This window comes from Iodobacter sp. (assembly GCF_025352645.1).
Taxonomy (GTDB): domain Bacteria; phylum Pseudomonadota; class Gammaproteobacteria; order Burkholderiales; family Chitinibacteraceae; genus Iodobacter.
The window spans coordinates 1-19,781 of record NZ_JANXSO010000139.1; the positions used below are offsets into that span (position 1 = coordinate 1).

The 19,781-nt window shown below is 49.6% G+C and carries 17 protein-coding genes and 1 pseudogene; 11 read left to right on the forward strand and 7 right to left on the reverse strand.

What is annotated here, in order from left to right; genetic code table 11:
- The 11 genes and pseudogenes from Q0R17_RS15900 to Q0R17_RS15950 all read left to right on the forward strand — a co-directional run.
- A pseudogene (locus Q0R17_RS15900) lies at positions 1 to 400 on the forward strand (hypothetical protein); the annotation flags it as partial.
- Positions 327 to 1,553, forward strand: a complete 1,227-nt coding sequence (locus tag Q0R17_RS15905; RefSeq protein ID WP_293936646.1) for a type VI secretion system Vgr family protein — start codon at positions 327 to 329, stop codon at positions 1,551 to 1,553. The pseudogene Q0R17_RS15900 and the gene Q0R17_RS15905, both read left to right, overlap by 74 nt.
- Positions 1,554 to 1,571: 18 nt before the next feature.
- Positions 1,572 to 3,251 carry a triacylglycerol lipase gene (locus Q0R17_RS15910; protein ID WP_293936605.1) on the forward strand — a complete coding sequence of 560 codons (1,680 nt, stop codon included), beginning with the start codon at positions 1,572 to 1,574 and terminating at the stop codon, positions 3,249 to 3,251.
- On the forward strand, positions 3,248 to 4,324 hold the full coding sequence (locus Q0R17_RS15915) for a T6SS immunity protein Tli4 family protein (protein WP_293936607.1): 1,077 nt from the start codon (positions 3,248 to 3,250) through the stop codon (positions 4,322 to 4,324). The genes Q0R17_RS15910 and Q0R17_RS15915 overlap by 4 nt, the downstream gene beginning before the upstream one ends.
- Positions 4,325 to 5,416 carry a T6SS immunity protein Tli4 family protein gene (locus Q0R17_RS15920; protein WP_293936610.1) on the forward strand — a complete coding sequence of 364 codons (1,092 nt, stop codon included), beginning with the start codon at positions 4,325 to 4,327 and terminating at the stop codon, positions 5,414 to 5,416. It abuts the gene before it with no gap.
- A complete protein-coding gene (locus Q0R17_RS15925) occupies positions 5,417 to 6,508 on the forward strand; it encodes a T6SS immunity protein Tli4 family protein (RefSeq protein ID WP_293936612.1) in 1,092 nt (363 codons plus the stop codon).
- A 627-nt stretch (positions 6,509 to 7,135) separates the two neighbouring features.
- Positions 7,136 to 8,104: an ABC transporter substrate-binding protein gene (locus tag Q0R17_RS15930; RefSeq protein WP_293936614.1), complete on the forward strand. Its 969-nt coding sequence runs from the start codon at positions 7,136 to 7,138 to the stop codon at positions 8,102 to 8,104.
- 10 nt (positions 8,105 to 8,114) lie between these two features.
- Positions 8,115 to 8,936, forward strand: a complete 822-nt coding sequence (locus tag Q0R17_RS15935) for an ABC transporter permease (RefSeq protein ID WP_293936617.1) — start codon at positions 8,115 to 8,117, stop codon at positions 8,934 to 8,936.
- 4 nt (positions 8,937 to 8,940) lie between these two features.
- Entirely contained in the window at positions 8,941 to 9,735 is a 795-nt protein-coding gene (locus tag Q0R17_RS15940) for an ABC transporter ATP-binding protein (RefSeq protein WP_293936620.1), read from the forward strand.
- A 2-nt stretch (positions 9,736 to 9,737) separates the two neighbouring features.
- Positions 9,738 to 11,570 carry an ATP-binding protein gene (locus tag Q0R17_RS15945; RefSeq protein WP_293936623.1) on the forward strand — a complete coding sequence of 611 codons (1,833 nt, stop codon included), beginning with the start codon at positions 9,738 to 9,740 and terminating at the stop codon, positions 11,568 to 11,570.
- Positions 11,567 to 12,880: a sigma-54 dependent transcriptional regulator gene (locus Q0R17_RS15950; protein WP_293936626.1), complete on the forward strand. Its 1,314-nt coding sequence runs from the start codon at positions 11,567 to 11,569 to the stop codon at positions 12,878 to 12,880. The genes Q0R17_RS15945 and Q0R17_RS15950 overlap by 4 nt, the downstream gene beginning before the upstream one ends.
- Positions 12,881 to 13,191: 311 nt before the next feature.
- Here Q0R17_RS15950 and ccmI read toward each other — a convergent pair whose 3' ends face one another.
- The 7 genes from ccmI to ccmC form a co-directional block, all read right to left on the reverse strand.
- Positions 13,192 to 14,034: a c-type cytochrome biogenesis protein CcmI gene (gene ccmI, locus Q0R17_RS15955; RefSeq protein WP_293936628.1), complete on the reverse strand. Its 843-nt coding sequence runs from the start codon at positions 14,032 to 14,034 to the stop codon at positions 13,192 to 13,194.
- Positions 14,031 to 14,465: a cytochrome c-type biogenesis protein gene (locus Q0R17_RS15960; RefSeq protein ID WP_293936631.1), complete on the reverse strand. Its 435-nt coding sequence runs from the start codon at positions 14,463 to 14,465 to the stop codon at positions 14,031 to 14,033. Before Q0R17_RS15960 ends, ccmI begins: the two co-directional genes overlap by 4 nt.
- Positions 14,466 to 14,647: 182 nt before the next feature.
- Positions 14,648 to 15,166: a DsbE family thiol:disulfide interchange protein gene (locus tag Q0R17_RS15965; protein WP_293936633.1), complete on the reverse strand. Its 519-nt coding sequence runs from the start codon at positions 15,164 to 15,166 to the stop codon at positions 14,648 to 14,650.
- 193 nt (positions 15,167 to 15,359) lie between these two features.
- Entirely contained in the window at positions 15,360 to 17,327 is a 1,968-nt protein-coding gene (locus Q0R17_RS15970; protein ID WP_293936635.1) for a heme lyase CcmF/NrfE family subunit, read from the reverse strand.
- 293 nt (positions 17,328 to 17,620) lie between these two features.
- Positions 17,621 to 18,064, reverse strand: coding sequence for a cytochrome c maturation protein CcmE (ccmE, locus tag Q0R17_RS15975; RefSeq protein WP_293936637.1), 444 nt, complete (start codon positions 18,062 to 18,064; stop codon positions 17,621 to 17,623).
- Positions 18,065 to 18,487: 423 nt separating this feature from the next.
- Positions 18,488 to 18,706: a heme exporter protein CcmD gene (gene ccmD / locus Q0R17_RS15980; RefSeq protein ID WP_293936640.1), complete on the reverse strand. Its 219-nt coding sequence runs from the start codon at positions 18,704 to 18,706 to the stop codon at positions 18,488 to 18,490.
- On the reverse strand, positions 18,706 to 19,473 hold the full coding sequence (gene ccmC / locus Q0R17_RS15985) for a heme ABC transporter permease CcmC (protein ID WP_293936643.1): 768 nt from the start codon (positions 19,471 to 19,473) through the stop codon (positions 18,706 to 18,708). Before ccmC ends, ccmD begins: the two co-directional genes overlap by 1 nt.
- Positions 19,474 to 19,781 lie beyond the last annotated feature (308 nt).

Genomic DNA, 19,781 nt, shown 5'->3' on the forward strand with positions numbered 1-19,781 from the left:
GGCTGGCTCAAATCCAGCGGAAGCAGCAGAAAATATGCCTTATCAGGCAGACTTTACCGCCCAGCGCCGAGGGCAAGCACTCACCCCTCGCTATGACGAAAGCAGCAAGCCCAGCAGCTTTGGGGTGCAAACCGCCACCGTGGTGGGCCCCGCCGGATCAGAAGTCCATACTGACGAGCTGGGCCGGATCAAGATCCAGTTTTCATGGCAGCGAGCAGATGAGCACCCTGATTTCGGTGCGAATCTGGATGATAAATCCTCTTGCTGGGTTCGCGTGGCATACCGCTTCTGCGGGGGCCAGCTGGGGCCATCAATTTATCCCGCGTATCGGCCAAGAAGTTTTAGTCAGCTACCTCGACAACGATATCGACCGGCCTATTGTCACCGGCGTGGTTTATAACGGCAGCCATCTTCCGGCCACCTTTAGCGGAGCGGGGGCGCTGCCTGCCAATAAAACGCTATCGGGTATAAAAACCAAAGAGCACGATGGCGCCCAGTACGGTGAGCTGTTGTTTGATGACACCCAAGGTCAGGTCCGCACCAAGCTCAGTAGCGAACATGCTAAAACCCAGCTCAACCTTGGCTACTTAATCCATCCACGTACAGATGGCAAAGGTGAGGCCCGAGGCGAAGGTGCAGAATTACGCACTGATGCCAGGATGGCATTGCGAGCGGCACAAGGCGTATTAATCTCTGCGGAAGAGCGCAGTCAAGCCGGAGGTAAGCAGCTAGACCGTGATATTTTCCTGGGGCAACTTGAAGCTGCTAACGGAATTGCAAAATCGCTCTCTGATTTGTCGGTTAAACATCATGCCGATGAAACAGAAACCAAAGCGCAAAGTGAGTTATTAAAGTACGTACAAGAATGGGAAAACGGAAGTAATAGCAAGGCAAATGCCGCTGGTGGAGGCAAACCCATAGTGGGGATTTCAGGCCCGCTAGGCATTGCCGCAGCTACACCCGAAAGCCTTACAATCACTGCTGGTAACAATATTGATCTGGTGAGTGTCAAGCACACCAATCACACCATCGGCGGAAAATGGCTGGTTCGTGTTGCAGACTCTTTGAGTTTTTTCGTGCAAAAACTGGGAATGAAATTAATTGCCGCAGGCGGGCATATCGACATTCAAGCGCATGACGGCGAAATTCGCATTACCGCGACTAAAAGAATCGTATTGACCTCGAGTGAAGAGATTGTGCTGCAAGCACCCAAGGTGCAAACCATTGCCAATGGGGCGCAAATCGATATGGGTGGTGGAGCGATTACCACTCAATGCTCAGGTACTCACAACCAGAAAGCAGCACAACATGAGATGAATGGAGCGGGCGGAGGCAGCCCCGCTGGTACTTTCTCCCCGCAAAAAGCCAAATTTGACCAGAAAGCGATTCTGAATTGGGTAGGCACGGGCGAGCCAATTAAAAACCGTAAATATCGCTTAAAAATGGAAGATGGCCGTGTACTGCAAGGTGAAACCAATGCCGAAGGGCAGACGGAGCAATTCCAGTCCGAAATGGGCTTTGCACGCTATCGTATTGAATTGCTCCCCGAATAACTGACTAAAAGCCAAACCATGCCAACACCACAACCAATATCTCAATCTATCCCAACCCAGCAAAATGCGGATGGCTCTCAACATGCTGAAGGCTTTACCACTCCAAAAGATTTAGACACGGTGCAAAGTGCGTCTTTTTTGCCGGAGCGGGTTATTCCCGTGATTTTTATCCCTGGCATTATGGGTAGTAACTTACGAATCAATAATGAGAAGCGGCTAGCTAGATTAAAGAAAAATAATGATATTGCATGGCGGCCTGATCGGAAGTCTTGGGGGATGGGCATGCTAGTTACTGGAGCAGAAGGACGCCAGTTGGCGCTAGACCCTGATACAACTGAAGTGGATATCTATGACCCTAGCAAAGATAAACCAGGGAAAGAATCTTCAGAAGACAGGCATGATAATGTGAGTGTTGCCAAAGGCTCCCCTCTGCTTATTGGCGACAGCAAAAAAACTGCTACGCAAAAAGCACGTGAACGAGGCTGGGGTGAAGTGATGTTTGATAGCTATGGTGGTGTACTCAATACCATGGAAATCCAACTCAACCTTGCTTTTGCTAATGCTCAACTCAGCCCCGAAGGCAAAATTATCGTTGAGGGTGATCCTGCTAACTGGGAGCTGGATAAAAACTACACTCTCACAAAAATCACTGAAGATGAATTGAAACAAGTGATGACTAATTGCTACTTTCCTGTGCATGCCTTTGGCTATAACTGGCTTGAATCCAATGGTGTTTCAGGGGAGAAGTTATCGGGCCGGGTTATGAAGTTAATCGAGAGTTATAAGGCTCAAGGCAAGAAGTGCGAAAAAGTCATCCTGGTTACTCACTCAATGGGAGGTTTAGTTGCCCGTGCTATTTGTCATTCAAGCTATGGTAAGCTGAACGATAAAGTGCTTGGGGTTGTGCATGGCGTAATGCCAGCCTTGGGTGCTGCTGCGGCTTATCGCCGGATGCGGGCAGGCTGGGAAAGTGGCGGGATTGTCTCCCGTGTATTGGGGCATAAAGGCCCAAACGTTACCGCTGTTTTAGCCAATGCCCAAGGAGGGTTGGAACTGGCGCCGAATAGTAAGTATGGCAAGGACTGGTTAAAGTTTGTTAACAAAGAGGGCAAGGAACTTGGAAGTCAGCCTAAGGCAGGAGATCCCTATGCTGAGATTTACGAGATCAGCACAAAAGAAAAATGGTGGGGTCTCTTGGTAGAGGATTGGATTAATCCCGCTAAATTGGAAGAGCGTGGCCTAGAGTTTTCTATTGATAAAATAGATGCAGCGCAAAATTTCCATGAGGCAATTAATGGCTTTTACCACGATGTCTCATATGCCCATTATGGCAATGACCCTGCTCATAAAGCGTTTCAAAATGTGATTTGGGAGCTGGATGTACCCGATTCATTTACAGAAAACGATATTGATAAGCTAACACTTGTTGACGCCGATAAAAATGGCGTATTAAAGCTAAAAGATTCGCAAAATGACCGACTTTATACTGCGCGTATTCTTGATCCAAAAGATCCTGGTGATGAAACTGTACCCGTTCATTCTGCCGATGATCAATTAAACAAGCTCAAACCAAAATTTATGGGCGTGTTCAGGCAAACGGGTTATGACCATCAAGACAGCTATAAAAATCCTAATGCAGTCGCCTCTACGGTTCACTCAATTTTACGCATCGCGCAAAAAATGGAGTGGAAAAAATGAATTCAAGCTATTTAAATTTATTCATTATGGGTGTTATTGCCAGCACTCCGATCTTTGCAGATAAAGGTTCTACAATGAAGCAAACCAATCTAAAAATTGAAGCCTTATTCAAACAAACCAAACCAGTGTGTTTTGGTCGCTTTATCATTCAGGTGCCAGAGAGCGCAGTGGTTGCTTGGGGTGGAACAGCGGTGGAGGTTGGTATTGTCACCTACCTTGGGCAAGGTGCAAAAATCCCTGCTGAAATTAAAGAAAAAACCGATGAAATAAGCGCTATTAAACATAGTAAAGAGCCATCAAGTCTTATCGGCGTTTTTGATGGTCCAAATAAAAACAGCAAGATTGTAGTAGGTTATAAGGATCGCCATTCAAACACCAGTTTGCAAATATTCTCGTTTATTCAGTTAGGAAAAGATGCTTTTGTTCAGACCTCTAAACCTACTCTTTTCGAACGAGATAGCAATAAAAAATGGGTGGTGAACAAAGACGGGTATAAAAAGAATATCTACATACTGCAAGAAATTGCAAGTTTGCTACGCCTTAGATCGGAAACAGAAATCCCCAGCGAGCAGGGGATTTGTATTGAATCAGGCTTTGTTCCCGAAGCGAATGGTAAATATTATGAACGGACGTCAATCGGCTTTAGTTTTCCAGAATATCCCGATGTACGTTTCTCAATTTCAGCGGTTAAAACTGATCAGCCAAGACAGCAAGATAGTCTTGAATCCAGTCTGAAAGAGGGTGCAGAGAATGCTGGTTTATTTGGGCTTACATCATTGTTTAATCGAATTAAAGTTTTACGCAAAGGCGAGCGTAAAATTGGTGATTGGGATGGTGCGGAGCAATTATCGTGGATGCCGCCTGACGAAAAAGGCATGCCGTGGACGCATGAATTTAAATTCAAATCGATTGGCGTGGCAAAAGATATGTTCAGGCCATATATAGACATGGAATTAAGCACAGGCGTAAGCAAAAATAGCCGGGGAGTCAATGAGCCCAGCCTTAAGGATGATGAGGCCATTGCACTATGGGATAAATTCACCGCTTCCATTAAAACGCGACCCACAAAGTAAATGATGTTTATAACTAAAAAAAGAAGGCTCAATGGCCATTTTTTTATTTTTACTTGGGCATTGAGTAGTGGTGCATGGGCAGGTGTGGTTTCTACGGTGAATCAGACTAGCCCAAAGATAGAAAAACTATTTAAACAAACCAAACCAGTTTGTTTTGGTCGTTTTATTATTCAAGTTCCAGTGAATGCTAATATTTCATGGGGCGAGACAATGGTTGAGTATAGTATCTCTGCATTTCCGGGTGAGAGTTCCAAAATTCGAGAGCTAACACAGGCAAAAATTGAAGAAATAAAAGCGATAAAACATAACAAAGAGCCATTGGCTTTAATTGGAGTTTTTGATGGCCCAAATAAAGATAGTAAGATTGTCTTAGGGTATGAAGATTACACTTCTAATTTAGGCGTGCAAATTCATTCATTTATTCGATTGGGTGATTCGGGATTTGTACAAAAAGCCAGTGGCGCTCCTTTAAGTTCTTCAAAGACAGAATTCAAGCATGACAAACAAGCGTACCAAGGGTTAGTGTCTGAATTTCAGGAAATTGCAGGTTTGTTGCGTTCGAGAGCGGATTCAGAAATCCCCGAAGTTCCGAGCATTTGCATCGAAGCGGGCTTTATTCCTGAAACTAATGGAAAATACCACGAAATGACCTCGATAGGCTTTAGCTTTCCTGAATATCCAGACGTTCGATTTTCGATTTTGACGATTCGGAAAGATAAAGTAAATCCTAAAAGTAGCCTCGAAAACATAATGAAAAATGCCAAAGAAGAGGCTGGTTTATTTGGGTTAACGTCATTGTTTAATCAAATTAAAGTTTTACGCAAAGGCGAGCGTAAAATTGGTGATTGGGATGGTGCGGAGCAATTATCGTGGATGCCCCCTGACGAAAAAGGGATGCCGTGGACGCATGAATTTAAATTCAAATCGATTGGCGTGGCCAATGATATGTTCAGGCCATATATAGACATGGAATTAAGTACCGGCGTAAGCAAAAATAGCCGGGGGGTCAATGAGCCCAGCCTTAAGGATGATGAGGCCATTGCGCTGTGGGATAAACTCACCGCGTCAATTAAAACACGGCCCACAAAGTAAATGATGTTTATATTCGAAAAAAGAAGGCTCAATGCCTATTTTCTTATTTTTACTTTGGCATTGAGTAATGGCGCATGGGCAGGTGCGGGTTCTAAAGTGAATTTGACCAATTCAATAATTGAAGCCATGTTTAAACAAACTAAACCCGTGTGTTTTGGTCGGTTCATTATTTATATTCCTGCTACTGCAGTAGTAAACTGGGGTGAAACGCATGTCGACTATAATATAAATTCATATCCAGGCAGCGGAGCTAAGATTTCGGTAGAAACACAGTCAAAGATAGAAGAAATTAAAAAAATAAAACATATTGAAGAGCCATCGGCTTTAGTTGGTGTTTTTGATGGGCCGAATAAAGATAGTAAGCTGGTCGTAGGCTATGAAGATTTCACTACTAATTCAAGCCTCCAGTTGTATTCATTTATTAAGTTAGGGAAAGATGCTTTTGTACAAAAAGCTGTAGGCCCTGTTTTGGAGCGCAATAAAGCAACATTCGTCGTAGATAAAAATAGCTATAAAAAATATGTTTCTAAGTTTCAGGAAATTGCAGGATTGTTGCGTTCGAGAGCGGAATCAGAAATACCCACAGTTGCCGGTATTTGCATCGAAGCGGGCTTCATTCCTGAATCTAATGGAAAATACCACGAAATGACCTCGATAGGCTTTAGCTTCCCTGAATATCCAGATGTTCGATTTTCAATTTCGACTATTCGAACAAATAAAGCAAACCCTAAAGACAGTCTTGAATATACGATGAAAGAAGCAGCAGAAAGCGCTGGCGTTTTTGGGATGTTATCATTGTTTAATAAAATTAAAGTTTTACGCAAAGGTGAGCGTAAAATTGGCGATTGGGCTGGCGCGGAGCAATTATCGTGGATGCCGCCTGACGAAAAAGGCATGCCGTGGACGCATGAATTTAAATTTAAATCCATTGGTGTGGCCAATGATATGTTTAGGCCATATATAGACATGGAATTAAGTACTGGCGTAAGTAAAAATAGCCGTGCAGTCAATGAGCCCAGCCTTAAGGATGATGAGGCCATTGCACTATGGGATAAACTCACCGCTTCCATTAAAACGCGGCCAACAAAGTAAACTACATTTACGCTTAAAAAAAGTTATTTTTTTAAATGAGCGCATATTTATATATCCCCTATCTAAACTATTTAAATTGCTTATTAATGGATAAAATTACTAACCCTAGAAGTAAAGTATGGGGTAAATATGAAGCCAAAAAATAGCATTTCTGATTTAGGATTAGTAGGTTAGCTTTGATTAAGTCGCCATGTTCAAGCTTGTGTTTGCTGTGTCCCTACGCGGTCATCTTCATACTAAATAAACTAGAGCATTTTATTTAGGCTTTCATATATGACTTCTCGTCAGCAGCCTAGCGGCAAGGGTGGGAACAGTTCAGTTTCTATGCCCTCATTGCGTAGGTCGTTGTGCGGCTCTCTTGAGCCTTGCTATATCTGGTCATGCCATCGTTGGGTTCTCTTCTGGATTATGGCGGTTTTTCGCCGTCAAATTGTATGCGATTCTGTAGTTTCGCCATAAACAATGTCATGCAAATTCTCGGAAAATCTTAATTTTCCTTTGTAGGTAAGGGCTTGCAATGTAGTCGGCTTGTGCTGTGCAGCTGGCAAGGAAATTGCTCAGTAAATGAGGCGGATGCCGCTTTTGCCTGATATCGCGGTAGTCCTCTTCCTTTACCTACGGAGTTCAATGATGAAATTAACTTTGCTTGCTGCTGCACTGGCCACCGCTGCTTTGCCTGCTTATGCCGCAGATGATGTGATTCGATTGGGTAATCTCAAATTCGCCCATTACGGCGCGGTATCGTATATCAAGGAAATCGCGCCTAAATGCGGGATTAAGGTTGAGGAGAGGATGTTCGCCAAAGGGCTGGATATTATGCCGGCCATTATTGCGGGCGAGATTGATGTGGCGGCCAGCGCGGCTGATGCGGCGATTGCGGGGCGGGCGGGCGGGGTGCCGGTGTATGCGGTGGCGGGCTTTGCCAAAGGCGGGATTAGGATTGTGGTGCAGCCGGGTTCAGCCATTAAAACCGTGGCTGATTTTAAAGGTAAATCTGTGGGCGTGGCGCGTGGCGGCGCACAGGAGCTGGCGCTATTGGCAGAGCTGGCTAAGGCGAATCTAACCTGGTCAGAAAAACCGGGTAAAGATGTAAAAATTGTTTACCTGCCCTTTGCCGATTTAAATCAAGCACTGATGCAAAAGCAGATTGATGCCATGTCGCAATCTGAGCCGCAGGCTTCGCAAGCCATTAATAAGGGCTTTGGGGTGGAGCTGCTTAAACCCTATGAAACACCGATGGGCGAGCCGATTCGTACCCTTGTGATGAGCGAGAAGCTTTACAACACTAATCGCCCGCTGGCAGAAAAGTTTATGAAGTGCTTTGTGCAAGCCACTAAAGCCTTTATGGATGATCCTAAGCTCGCCGAAAACTATGTGCGTAGCAATATGTTTAAAGGTCAAATTACCTCCGATGATTATCAGGATGCCATCGCCAATTCGCCGTTCTATTACAACTTGAGCGTTGAGCATATGCAGATCACCACCGATTTTATGGTGAAGTACGGCGTGGGCAAAATGGTAAAGCCGCCGGTGGCCAAAGAGTGGGTGAAGTTGGATCTGCTTGAGCAAGCCAAGAAATCTTTAAACGTGAAATAAGGGCTATCTGATGAATAAAGCAATAGTAGTCCGGATCGCAACCGGCCTTTGGCTGCCCGTTGTATTGATTGCACTTTGGCAGGTGGCGGCGATGGCGGGCTGGTTAAATCCACAGATTCTGCCGTCTCCATGGCAGGTGGTGGTGCGCTGGTATGCGTATTTATTGCCGATGGAGCCCTATGACGCGGCGCAGAGCAGCTACGCGGCGTGGTTGTTTTCTGGTGAAATGATTCACGATGCCATCGGCACGCTGTATCGGGTGATTGTGGGTTTTGCGATTGGTGCGGCGCTGGCTTTGCCACTTGGTTTGCTGATGGGGGCCAGCCAGCGGGTTTATAGTTGGTTTAATCCTCTGGTGCAGGTGCTTAGGCCTATTCCGCCGATTGCCTATATTCCCTTGTCTATTTTATGGTTTGGCCTTGGCAATGCACCGGCGATTTTTCTGATTGTGATTGGCGCGTTTTTCCCCGTGCTGATGAATACCATTGCCGGGGTGCGTCAGGTGGATTCTATTTATCTGCGGGCGGCACGTAATTTGGGCGCAGGCCAGAGCACTTTATTTCTGAAAGTGATCTTGCCTGCGGCCACGCCGTATATTCTAGCTGGGGCAAGAATTGGCGTGGGCACGGCGTTTATTGTGGTGATCGTGTCAGAAATGATTGCGGTGAATAACGGGCTGGGCTTTAGAATTTTAGAAGCGCGTGAGTATTTTTGGTCAGATAAAATTATCGCCGGTATGTTTACTATCGGCTTGCTGGGTCTAGCCATTGATATGGCGATGAATAAACTTAATAACCATCTGTTGCGCTGGCACCGTGGCTTGGAGCACTAATATCATGACGGCACAAATCAAAATAGCGCAGGTTCATAAAGTTTTTAAAACCTCAGGTGACGATGTGGTGGCCTTGCGGGATATCAATTTGGATATCCCCAATGGGCAGTTTGTTTGCCTGCTTGGGCCATCGGGCTGTGGTAAATCCACCTTACTGAATGCGGTGGCTGGGTTTTCTCATCCTACTAGCGGCAGCATTACCGTGGATGGCACGCCGATTAAAGACACAGGGCCAGATCGTGGCATGGTGTTTCAGGAATACGCGCTTTTCCCTTGGATGACGGTTGAGCAGAATATTGCCTTTGGCCTGACCATCAAAAAAATGCCTCAAGACTATATCGATAGCAAGGTGGCGGAGCTATTAGAAACGCTGAAATTGGTGGAGTTTCGCCACCGTTTTCCTAAAGATTTGTCGGGTGGGATGCGCCAACGCGTGGCTATTGCGCGTATTTTGGCACTGGATTCACCGATTATGCTGATGGACGAGCCTTTTGGTGCGCTGGACGCGCTCACCCGCCGCAGTTTGCAAGATGAGCTACTTAAAATTTGGCAGGAGCATAAAAAAACCATTCTGTTTGTGACCCACAGTATCGAGGAATCGATTTATCTGGCTGATCGCATCATCGTGCTCACCTACCGCCCTGGCACGGTGAAGCGCGATGTGCTGGTGGATATTCCAAGGCCGCGAGACCCTAGCTCGGCTGAATTTAACGCGCTCAAACGTGAACTTGGCGCGCTGGTGATGGAAGAGCAGCAGCGTCATCAGCAGGCAGAGCTATGCGGCTTGAGCTCTGATTAAAGATGCTTAAACCAGCGCGAATCTTTTGGATGTTGGCGACGCTTTGCTTGGCGGGTAGTCTGTTATGGGCGGCCGCGCAGTGGAGTGAGCGCAACGCGCTGGCGCAATTACGTACTGCCGGTCAGCATCGCCTCGATGTTTACACCGGCAGCTTACGTAATGCGGTAGAGCGCTATACGTGGCTGCCTTTTGTGTTATCCAGCCAGCGTGATCTGGCTGATTTACTCCGCGCCCCGCAAGATACGCTGCAATTAGAGCGAGTGAACCGCTATTTAAAAGCGGTCAACAACGCAGCGCAAGCCTCGGCGATTTATGTGTTAAATGCTGAAGGCTTGGCGCTGGCATCCAGCAATTGGGATACCCCACAAAGCTATATCGGCAATAACTATGCTTTTCGGCCCTATTTTCAGCAGGCAAGGGCAGGCGCTGCTGGGCGTTTTTACGGCGTTGGCTTTACTACTCAGCAGCCTGGTTATTTTTTGTCTTACCCTATTCGGGAGGGCGAGCGCGTGATCGGCGTGGTGGTGGCCAAAGTGAGTCTAGAGGCACTAGAGCGTGATTGGCGCTTAACCGGCGAACGCATGCTGGTGGCAGATCGCTATGGCGTTGCCTTTTTAGCGACAGACCCAGCCTGGAAATGGCACACCTTGGGGCCTTTGCCTGCTGCGACGCTGAATGAAATCAAACAGAGCCACCAATATGGCCGCAATACCTTTGCTCGGCTGGAGCTGATCAAGCAGCAAACAATAGATAAAAGCACGCTCAGGGCCAGCCTAAAAAGTGGCACGCAGCAGGCTGATATGCTGGTGCAAACCGCCAACCTGCCTGATTTGGACTGGCAAATTGTGCTGCTAACCGATCTGGCAACGGTGCAGCAGGGCATTAATCGCGTTTTAGTCGGCACTGGCCTCGGGCTATTGGCGCTGCTGGCGTGGTTTTTGTTCTGGCGGCAGCGCCGCCGCCGTATCAGAGATAATATCCGCGCCAGTGCGGCGCTTAAGCAGGCACACGATCAGCTAGAGCAAAAAGTGGCTGAGCGTACCGATGATTTGCTAGGGGCCAACGTCCAGCTGCAGCGTGAAATTAGCGATCGCATCCGCACCGAGCTTGATTTGCGCGCGGCCCAGAATGAGCTGGTGCAGGCCGGTAAAATGGCAGTGCTTGGGCAAATGGCGGCGGGGGTCACCCATGAATTAAACCAGCCACTGACGGCCATGCGCGCGCTGGCCGATAATGCCAAGCTGCTGCTGGAGCGTGGCAAAACCAGTGCGGTGGCAGAAAACCTAGTCTTTATCAGCCAGCTAACCGAGCGCATGGGCAAAATCACCGGCCAGCTGCGCTCCTTTGCCAGAAAAAGCGATAACCGCAGCGAAGCTGTGCTGGTTAAGCAATCCATCTCAAATGCCTTGCTGCTGCTTGAGCAGCGGCTGCGTCAGCAGGCGGTCTTGCTGAATATCAGTCAGAGCGATGAGCAGCTGCGGGTAAAATGCAATGCGGTGCGGCTGGAGCAAGTACTGATTAATCTGCTGCGAAATGCGCTCGATGCCGTGCAGGGCAAGGCCGATGCCTGTATTACCTTGCTGGTATGGGCAGAGGCGGGTAGGGTGAAAATCAGCGTTGCCGATAATGGCGCGGGAATTGCCCCAGAGCAGCTAGCCAGCGTTTTCGATCCTTTTTTTACCACCAAGCCTGCCAGCGAAGGGTTGGGGCTGGGGCTGGCGATCTCTCTATCTATTGTGCGTGATTTTTGCGGTAATTTGCTTGCTAGCAATCGCCCAGATGGCGGTGCATGTTTTGAACTGGAGTTACTTGCCGTGCAGGAGCAAGACGCATGAAAGTGCTGTTGATCGATGATGAAGCCATGATCCGCCACGCCGGTAGCCAAACTTTAGAGTTGGCAGGTTTTGAGGTGGAATTCTTTGCCGATGCAGAATCGGCTCTGCCGCTTTTGCATGCCGATTTTCCTGGGGTAGTGGTATGTGATGTTTGCCTGCCGGGGCTGGATGGCCTGCAGCTGCTGGCAAAAAGCGTGGCAAAAGATGCCGAGCTACCGGTGGTGCTGATTACCGGCCACGGTGATGTGGCGATGGCGGTGCAGGCGATGAGGGATGGTGCTTATGATTTTATCGAAAAGCCTTTTGCATCGGAGCAACTGATTGAAGTAGTGCGGCGCGCCCAAGAAAAACGCGCACTGGTGCTAGAAAACCGCCAGCTACGGCGTGAATTAGAGCGCAGATCCGGCATAGAAGGACGTTTGCTGGGGCGTGGCGCAGGCATAGAACAACTACGCCGCCGTATTATCAGCATTGCCGACACCGATGCCGATGTGCTGATTATGGGCGAAACCGGCACGGGTAAAGAGCTGGTGGCCCGCTGTCTGCATGAATACAGTCACCGTGCAGATCACCCTTTTGTGGCACTAAATTGTGGCGCGCTGCCAGAGCAATTATTTGAAAGCGAAATATTTGGCCACGAGGCGGGGGCATTTACCGGTGCGACTAAGCTGCGAATCGGCAAAATTGAGTACGCCAGCGGCGGAACGCTGTTTTTAGACGAGCTAGAAAGCATGCCCGTAACCCTGCAGGTAAAGCTACTCAGGGTATTGCAAGAGCGCGAAATTGAGCGCTTGGGCGGCAATGTCAGTATTCCAGTGAATTGCCGAGTGATCGCCGCCACCAAAAGTGATTTAAAACTGCTCAGCGATCAGCAGCAGTTTCGCCTTGATCTCTACTACCGCCTCAATGTTGCCACGCTCAACCTGCTGCCGCTGCGCGAGCGGCGCGAAGATATCCCGCTTTTATTTGAGCATTTTGTGCTGCAAGCCGCTTTACGCTACCACCGCCCCGCCGCCATTGTTGCCGCCAGCCGGATGCGTGAATTAATGCTGCATTCCTGGCCTGGTAATGTGCGCGAGCTGCGCAATATGGCCGATCGCTTTGTGCTGGCGTTACTAGATGACGTGCCCGCCAGCGAAGCCACGCTTGATTTACCCTCCTTGGTTGAGCGCTTCGAAAAAAACCTGATTGAAGATGCCCTACTGCGTGCTGGAGGCCAAATCACCGCCGCCAGCCTCGCCCTTGGCCTACCGCGTAAAACGCTGTATGACAAAGTGAAGAAGTATCATTTGGGGGCGGGTGAGGGGTAGTTTGCAAGGGGGGGATCCGCCCTTATGGTTTGGAATGTTAAAAATAGCTAGGGCTTCATCCCCATCCTATCTATAAAAGCATATCCAGCTGGATGCGATGTATTTGTAGCTTGGGTTAGCTGGTTTGTTCGCCTATATGCATCAACTTAGGTGTTTGGCATGATTTTGTAGGATGGGTATCGCTCCGCTCCACCACATCCTACATATCTTTCTTAACTTGATGCGTATAGCGGATAAAGCGCCTTAGTTCAAATTCTGTTGTTCTCCGCACCCTCCGTGGTACAAGAATTGGGTTGTAATGCAAAACAGAGCTACTTCACCGCATCCCTAGGCTTATCCAATAAGCGAATTTCTTCTTTCAGCCATTGTTCATCTTCCGAGCCGACTTCTAGCAAAATCAGTAGTTTATTCCACCACTCTTTGGCGGCTACTTTGTCGCCGCGCTCGACGGCGGCGCTGCCGGCTAGCATCAGGGCATCGGGCTCGCTGGCGTTGACGGATAGCGATTTGACTAATAGATCGGTTGGCTTGCCTTTGAAGCTTTTTTGCTCGATGGCGAGTACGCCTGCAAAACGGGCGATTTCTCCTGCGTCTTTTTCAATGGCAGGCCATGCTTTTTCGTAAGCGCTGATCGCTTCTGTATAGCGGGCTTGTGATCGATAGCTGCGTGCCAGCATCAGCCAGCCTTTTTGATCGTTCGGCTCTAAAACCATCCGTGCTTCGAGTTTTTTAACCATGGCGGCGATTTCATTTGGGCCGACATTGGGGCGCTGGCGCGTGCTTGGGTCAAGCGCGGTGGGTGTGCCCAGCTTGAAATACAGGCCGCCTGCGGCTAAAGGCAAGATAAGTAGCAGCCCGATCACTAGGCCACGTGCAGAGCGCTCGTTCAGTGTTGAGCTGGCGTTGCCTACTTCATTAATCAGACGGCTTTCGGCCTCGATGCGGGCGATGGCGTGATCGCTCTCGCTTAAACGACCATAGCGTAAGTCTTCATCCAGCTCGGCCAAGATCGTGTCGTGCAGGGCATAGCGCGCGCGGCGAATATCACCGGCTTGCGAGCGGCCCCGCAGCAAAGGCCAAATCAGCGCGGCCAGTGTAATGACCACCATCAGCGCGCAGATCAGGGTAAATAAGCCAAAGTGCGATGTGTTCATTGCGTGTCCTTGCCATTGTTGGTGCCATCAAACTCTGCTCGTAAAGCGGCCAGCTGGGCCGGATCGACCTCGCTGGGGGCGGCCTTTCGGCGGCGGATTTGCTGCAGCAGCAGAAACAAACCAATTAAGAGCAGTAGCGGTGGTAATAGCCATAAAAGCAACGTTCTGGCTTTGAATGGCGGGCGGTAAGTGACAAAGTCACCGTAGCGATCGGTGAGGTGGCTGATGATTTGCGGGTTGCTATCGCCAGCGGCAATGCGCTCCCTTACTTCACGGCGTAAATCTTCTGCCAGCGGCGCACGCGAGCTGGCTAGGCTTTCATTTTGGCAAACTAGGCAGCGCAGCTCGGTGGATAGCTCGACCAAACGTGCATTCGCAGCCACATCGCTGGCAGCAGGCGCAGCCACCTTGGCCGCTGCAGGCTGTAGCATCAGTGCTAGCCATAAGCTACATATAGCCAGAGTGCTAAAACCCAAACCTTGAACTACGGAGGAAAGGGAGGGTAGGGAGAGCCACGGAGAAAACCAAGGCTGTGTAACTCCGTGTTCTCCGTGATTCAGGGCCTGGATTTTGATGTTTTGTGTTTTAAAATATGCCAATAAGCGGTAGTTATTCATAGCCGTGCCTTTTGCAGCTCAGGCAGAAGGATGTTTTTAAAAATATCTGGGGTGACTGCGCCGATGTGTTTGTAAGCGATATTGCCGTTTTTATCGATCACAAAAGTCTCTGGCACGCCGTATACGCCGTAATCAATGCCTACTCTGCCATCACGGTCCGCCACCACTACATTGTAAGGATTGCCACGGTTTTGTAGCCATTGTTTGGCATCGCTATCTAAATCTTTATAAGCCAAGCCAACAAGGGTGACTTTATGCTCCGTCGCAATGCTGTTGAGTGCCGGATGCTCTTGAATACACGCGCTGCACCATGAGGCCCATACATTCAGCAGCCATGCTTGGCCCTTGAGGCTAGCAGGGGAGAATTGCCCTGCGGCGTCTAAGCGATCAAGCTTAAATTGCGGCGCAGGCTTGCCGATTAGCACGGAAGGGATTTCACGCGGATTAAGCGTTAAACCCGCCGCCAGCAATAGCGCAAGTGCCGCAAAAATAATTAAAGGAACAAAGCGTTTCATTAAAACTTCCTAAGCTGCATAAAAGTTCTGTAGACACAGAGAACGGGGAGAACACAGTTTTTGAAAAACCCAAATCTTGAACCACGGAGGGCACAGAGAACACGGAGTTACACGGAGAAAACCAATACCTTGAGCTGTTTTGAATTTGTTTGTATTTGAATCTTTTTCTCTGTGTGCTCTGTGTCTACAGGTTTCAGGGTTTACTAGCCAAGTGCTTCTGGCGATAGCGGCGATCGGATAGGGCGATGGCTCCGCCTAGGGCCATTAGCAGGCAGCCGTACCAGATCCAGCCAACCATTGGTTTGTAATGGATGCGCACTAGCCAGTCGCCGGTAAATGGGTTGTCGCCTAGCGGCTCGCCGAGGGATACATAGATATCTTTGATCGCCGTGTGGTGAATCGCGGCTTCTGTCATCGGCATCTGGCTGGAGAAATACTGGCGTTTTTCAGGTTGCAGCACGCTGATGGCCTTGCCATTTTGACTGAGCGTAAGCTGGCCTGTGAGCGCGGCGTAATTGCTGGCGCGGGTTGATTTCACAGCGTCAAAGCTGAGGGTGTAGCCCGCAATATTGTGCGTGTCGCCAAAGGCCATGCGTAAATCGTCTTCGTGCTCGTAGCTTGATACCACGGTCACACCGGCTACAAACACGGCAATGCCAAAGTGGGCGATATGCATGCCAGAAAAAGCCGCTGGCACATGGCATAGCGCTTTCCACCATGTGTTGCCATTACGGCGGTTGCTGATTAAGCGGCGGCTCCAGTCGCGTAGCGAGGTGATTACTACCCAAAGTGCGACGGCGAGTGCGACGGCTACGCCCCATTTCCATTGCCCCCAACAAAGTGGCAGCAAGATGCCGCCTACAATCGCTAGAATCATTGGGCCGTAATAAGCCAGCCATAGGCCATGGCCATCTTGGTTTTTCCAGCGCACGCTGCCGCTTAATCCCATCAGTAACATGGCGGGCATCATCAGTGGAATAAACACGCTATTGAAATAAGGCGGGCCGACGGAGAGCTTGCCTTGGCCGAGTGCGTCTATCAGCAATGGGTAAAGCGTGCCAAGGAAAACCGTGGCACAGGCGACCACTAAAATCACATTGTTGGCGAGCAGCAGTGCTTCACGTGAGCACCAGTTAAATGCGCCGCCGCCTTCCAGCAAGGGCGCGCGCCAGGCATACAGCGCCAGCAATGCACCGATCACCACGCAGAGGAAAATCAAAATAAATAGGCCGCGAGCCGGATCGGTGGCAAAGGCGTGTACCGAAGTCAGCACGCCAGATCGCACTAAAAACGTACCTAATAGCGAGAGCGAAAAGGTGCCAATCGCTAGCAATACCGTCCAGTGTTTAAAGGCATTGCGTTTTTCGGCCACCGCCAGCGAGTGAATCAGCGCCGTTCCGGCCAGCCAGGGCATAAAGGAGGCGTTTTCAACCGGATCCCAAAACCACCAGCCGCCCCAGCCTAATTCGTAATAAGCCCAAGCGCTGCCCAGCATAATGCCCAGCGTGAGCGACACCCACGCGGCGGCTGTCCAAGGGCGGCTCCAGCGTGCCCAGCTGGCATCTAAGCGGCCAGAGATCAGCGCGGCCACGGCAAAGGCGAAGGCCACCGAAAAGCCCACGTAACCCATATAAAGCAGCGGCGGGTGAAGGATGAGTCCTAGGTCTTGCAACAGCGGATTTAAATCTGCACCGTCGCTTGGCGCGGGAAGTTGGCGAATAAAGGGGCTAGAAGTCAGCAAAATAAACAGATACAGGCCGCTGCCTACCCAAGCCAACACGCCGCTTACTAAAGATTGCACCGAAAGGGGCAAGTTGCGCGCAAACACCGCCACCGCCGCGCCCCAGCCAGAGAGCATCAACACCCAAAGCAGCAAGGAGCCTTCGTGCCCGCCCCAAACAGCTGCAAATTTAAACCAGACCGGCAGCAGGCTATTGGATTGCCGCGCCACATAGCGAATCGAAAAGTCGTCTTGCAAAAAAGCCGTTGCCAGCAGCGCAAAGGCCGTAGCCGTGAGCGCTAATTGCAATAGCGCCGCTGGCCTAGCCATGCGCATGGCGGGCAGCCAGTTGCTGATTCCTCCCCAAATCCCTAGCGTGCCCTGCACCAGTGCTACCAGCAGCGCCAGAATCAGCGTGAAAGTACCGAGTTCACCAATCATTGTTTTTCCTGAAGTAAAGCTGAGCATGGGTCATTATGGACAAAAGGTCTGTAGATACTGAGAGCATGAAGGGCACTGAGCACGCAGAGAAAACATACATTCTTCGTTGCTGAATTCTGCTTAATCTCGCTTCCTTAGTTTTTCTCTGCTTGTTATAAGAAACAATATCTGTAGGGTGGGCACAATGTTTTATCGTGCCCACGTGGGCAATCACGCTCAGAACGCGTGGGCAAAAAAACTTGCCCACCCTACATGTATTGTTTTTCTCTGTGTTCACAGACCTTTTTAAATTGTTAAATCTTTTTATCTGCCGCTTTCTGATGTGCCTTGTTTACCGCATCCTGCGCTTCGGGTGGCATATAGTTTTCATCGTGTTTGGCGAGTACTTCGGTGGCGGTGAAGATGCCGTTTTCCCAGCTTCCTTCGGCCACAACGCCTTTGCCTTCTTTAAATAAATCTGGCAACAGCCCACGAAATTGCACGGGGATATTTTTATCGGTGTCGGTGACTGTAAAGCGAATGCTCACGCCGTCGCTTGCGCGGATGAGGCTTTTATCCACCACCATTCCGCCCAGCCTAAAAGCTCTGCCATGTGGCGCTTCACCATTGATTATTTGCGTTGGCGAGTAGAAAAAAACCAAGTTTTGGCGAAAGGCATTCACTACAAAAAACGTGACCAAAGCCAGCGTAATTAAAGCGCCCATAATCCAAAATATACGTTTACGTCTGGGGGACATGGGTTTTTCCTATTTATTGATGATTCTTAGCGTGTTGCTGTCTGTGTACTAAGCCGCAAAGCAAAAAAGGTCTTTTTTAGTACCTTCGGCACGTTGATTTTGGTGCGGGAATCCCCCGTGTGGGACTCACTTTTTTGAACGGCCAAGAAAGTAAGCAAAGAAGGCCGCCCCGGCCAGCACGAAACTCCTCGCTGCGGACAATCGAGCGGCGGCTGCGGAACTCGCTTCGCTCAGACAGTCCTCGCCGAAACCCCGCCCGCTTGTTCCTCGCTTCGGCGTGCTTCAAGGGGACTTTAAAAAGCCCCGTGCTGAGCGTGTGGCTATCCTGTTTTTTTCGTTGTTCGCTACTAAAAAACAAATTGCTTAGCGCGTATGTGGTGCAACCCGCGTATTTTTCAGCATCGCTCGCGGGCTTCACCCGCCCTACAAGAGCGATGAATGCTCATATCCCTCATCCTCAATTTCTGCAGCCAAAGCCATTCGCCGTAAATGCTGAATCACTTGCTTACGTTGCTGCTTAATCAATAGCCACTCTATGCCCAGCCCAAAAACACAGGCAATAAAAGATCCCCACACATAAAGGCCGTAGCCGCCCATATGAATAAAATCGCTGAAGCTGGTCCAGTAGAGGGTTGAAAACATTATTTTTCTCCCAGTGCGATACGCTCTTTTACCCAGCGAGTGCGGCCTTCACGCTGCAAAATTAGGGTGCGAACGCGGGATAGGCAGGTGGCGATGCTGTACATCCATGCCGCTAGCGACATCAATAACATTGCCGCCAGCATGGTGCTGGCCATGCTGCTGCCTTTTTCTAAAGAGATGGACGCACCTTGGTGCAGGGTGTTCCACCATTTCACCGAGAAATAAATCACTGGCACATTAAATGCCCCGACGATCGCCAGCACCGATCCGGCTTTATCGGCTCGCTCTGGTTCATCAATGCTGCGGCTGAGGGCAATAAAGCCTAGGTAGAGAAAAAACAGTAAGAGCATGGAGGTGAGCCGTGCATCCCACACCCACCAAGTGCCCCACATCGGCTTGCCCCACAGCGCACCGGTCAGTAGCGATAAAAATGCCATCAGCGCCCCCGTTGGGGCCAAGGCTTGCGCCATCATCGCGGATAGGCGGGTGCGCAGAATCAAATGCATTACCGACCAAAATGCCATCACCATGTAAAGAAACATCGCCATCCAGCTGGTGGGCACATGCAGAAAAATAATCCGGTAGCCCTCGCCCTGCTGTGCATCGCTAGGCGCAATGGCAAAGCCCAGCCACAATCCCATCGCACAGAAGAGAAGGGCCAAGGCCATAAACAGCGGACATAGCCGCCCAGCCAGCGGGTAAAACTGCATGGGGGAGGCAAAAGAAAATAAATTCAGCCAGCGCGGGCCGTTATGGCTTGGTTTCATTGTTTCCCTGAATACTTCTTGTGTGGGCTGCAACTCGCGAGCGATGTCAAATAAATACGCGGGTTTTACCCGCCCTACATAAAGAGCACTTATGCAATCCTTCTCGTTTTTCTCTGTGCTCTCTGTGGTTCAAGATTTTGCACTCTCAACATTAAGCAAACTATTCCACCGCCAATCTCACGGCCATTGCCGCCAGCCACGGCGCTAAAAATAGCGTTCCGCAAAGGATGGCGGCCAGTAAGGATAGCTCGGCCATGCCCGATTGCCCGCCTGCCACGGCAGCGACCGCGCCACTGCCAAAAATCAAC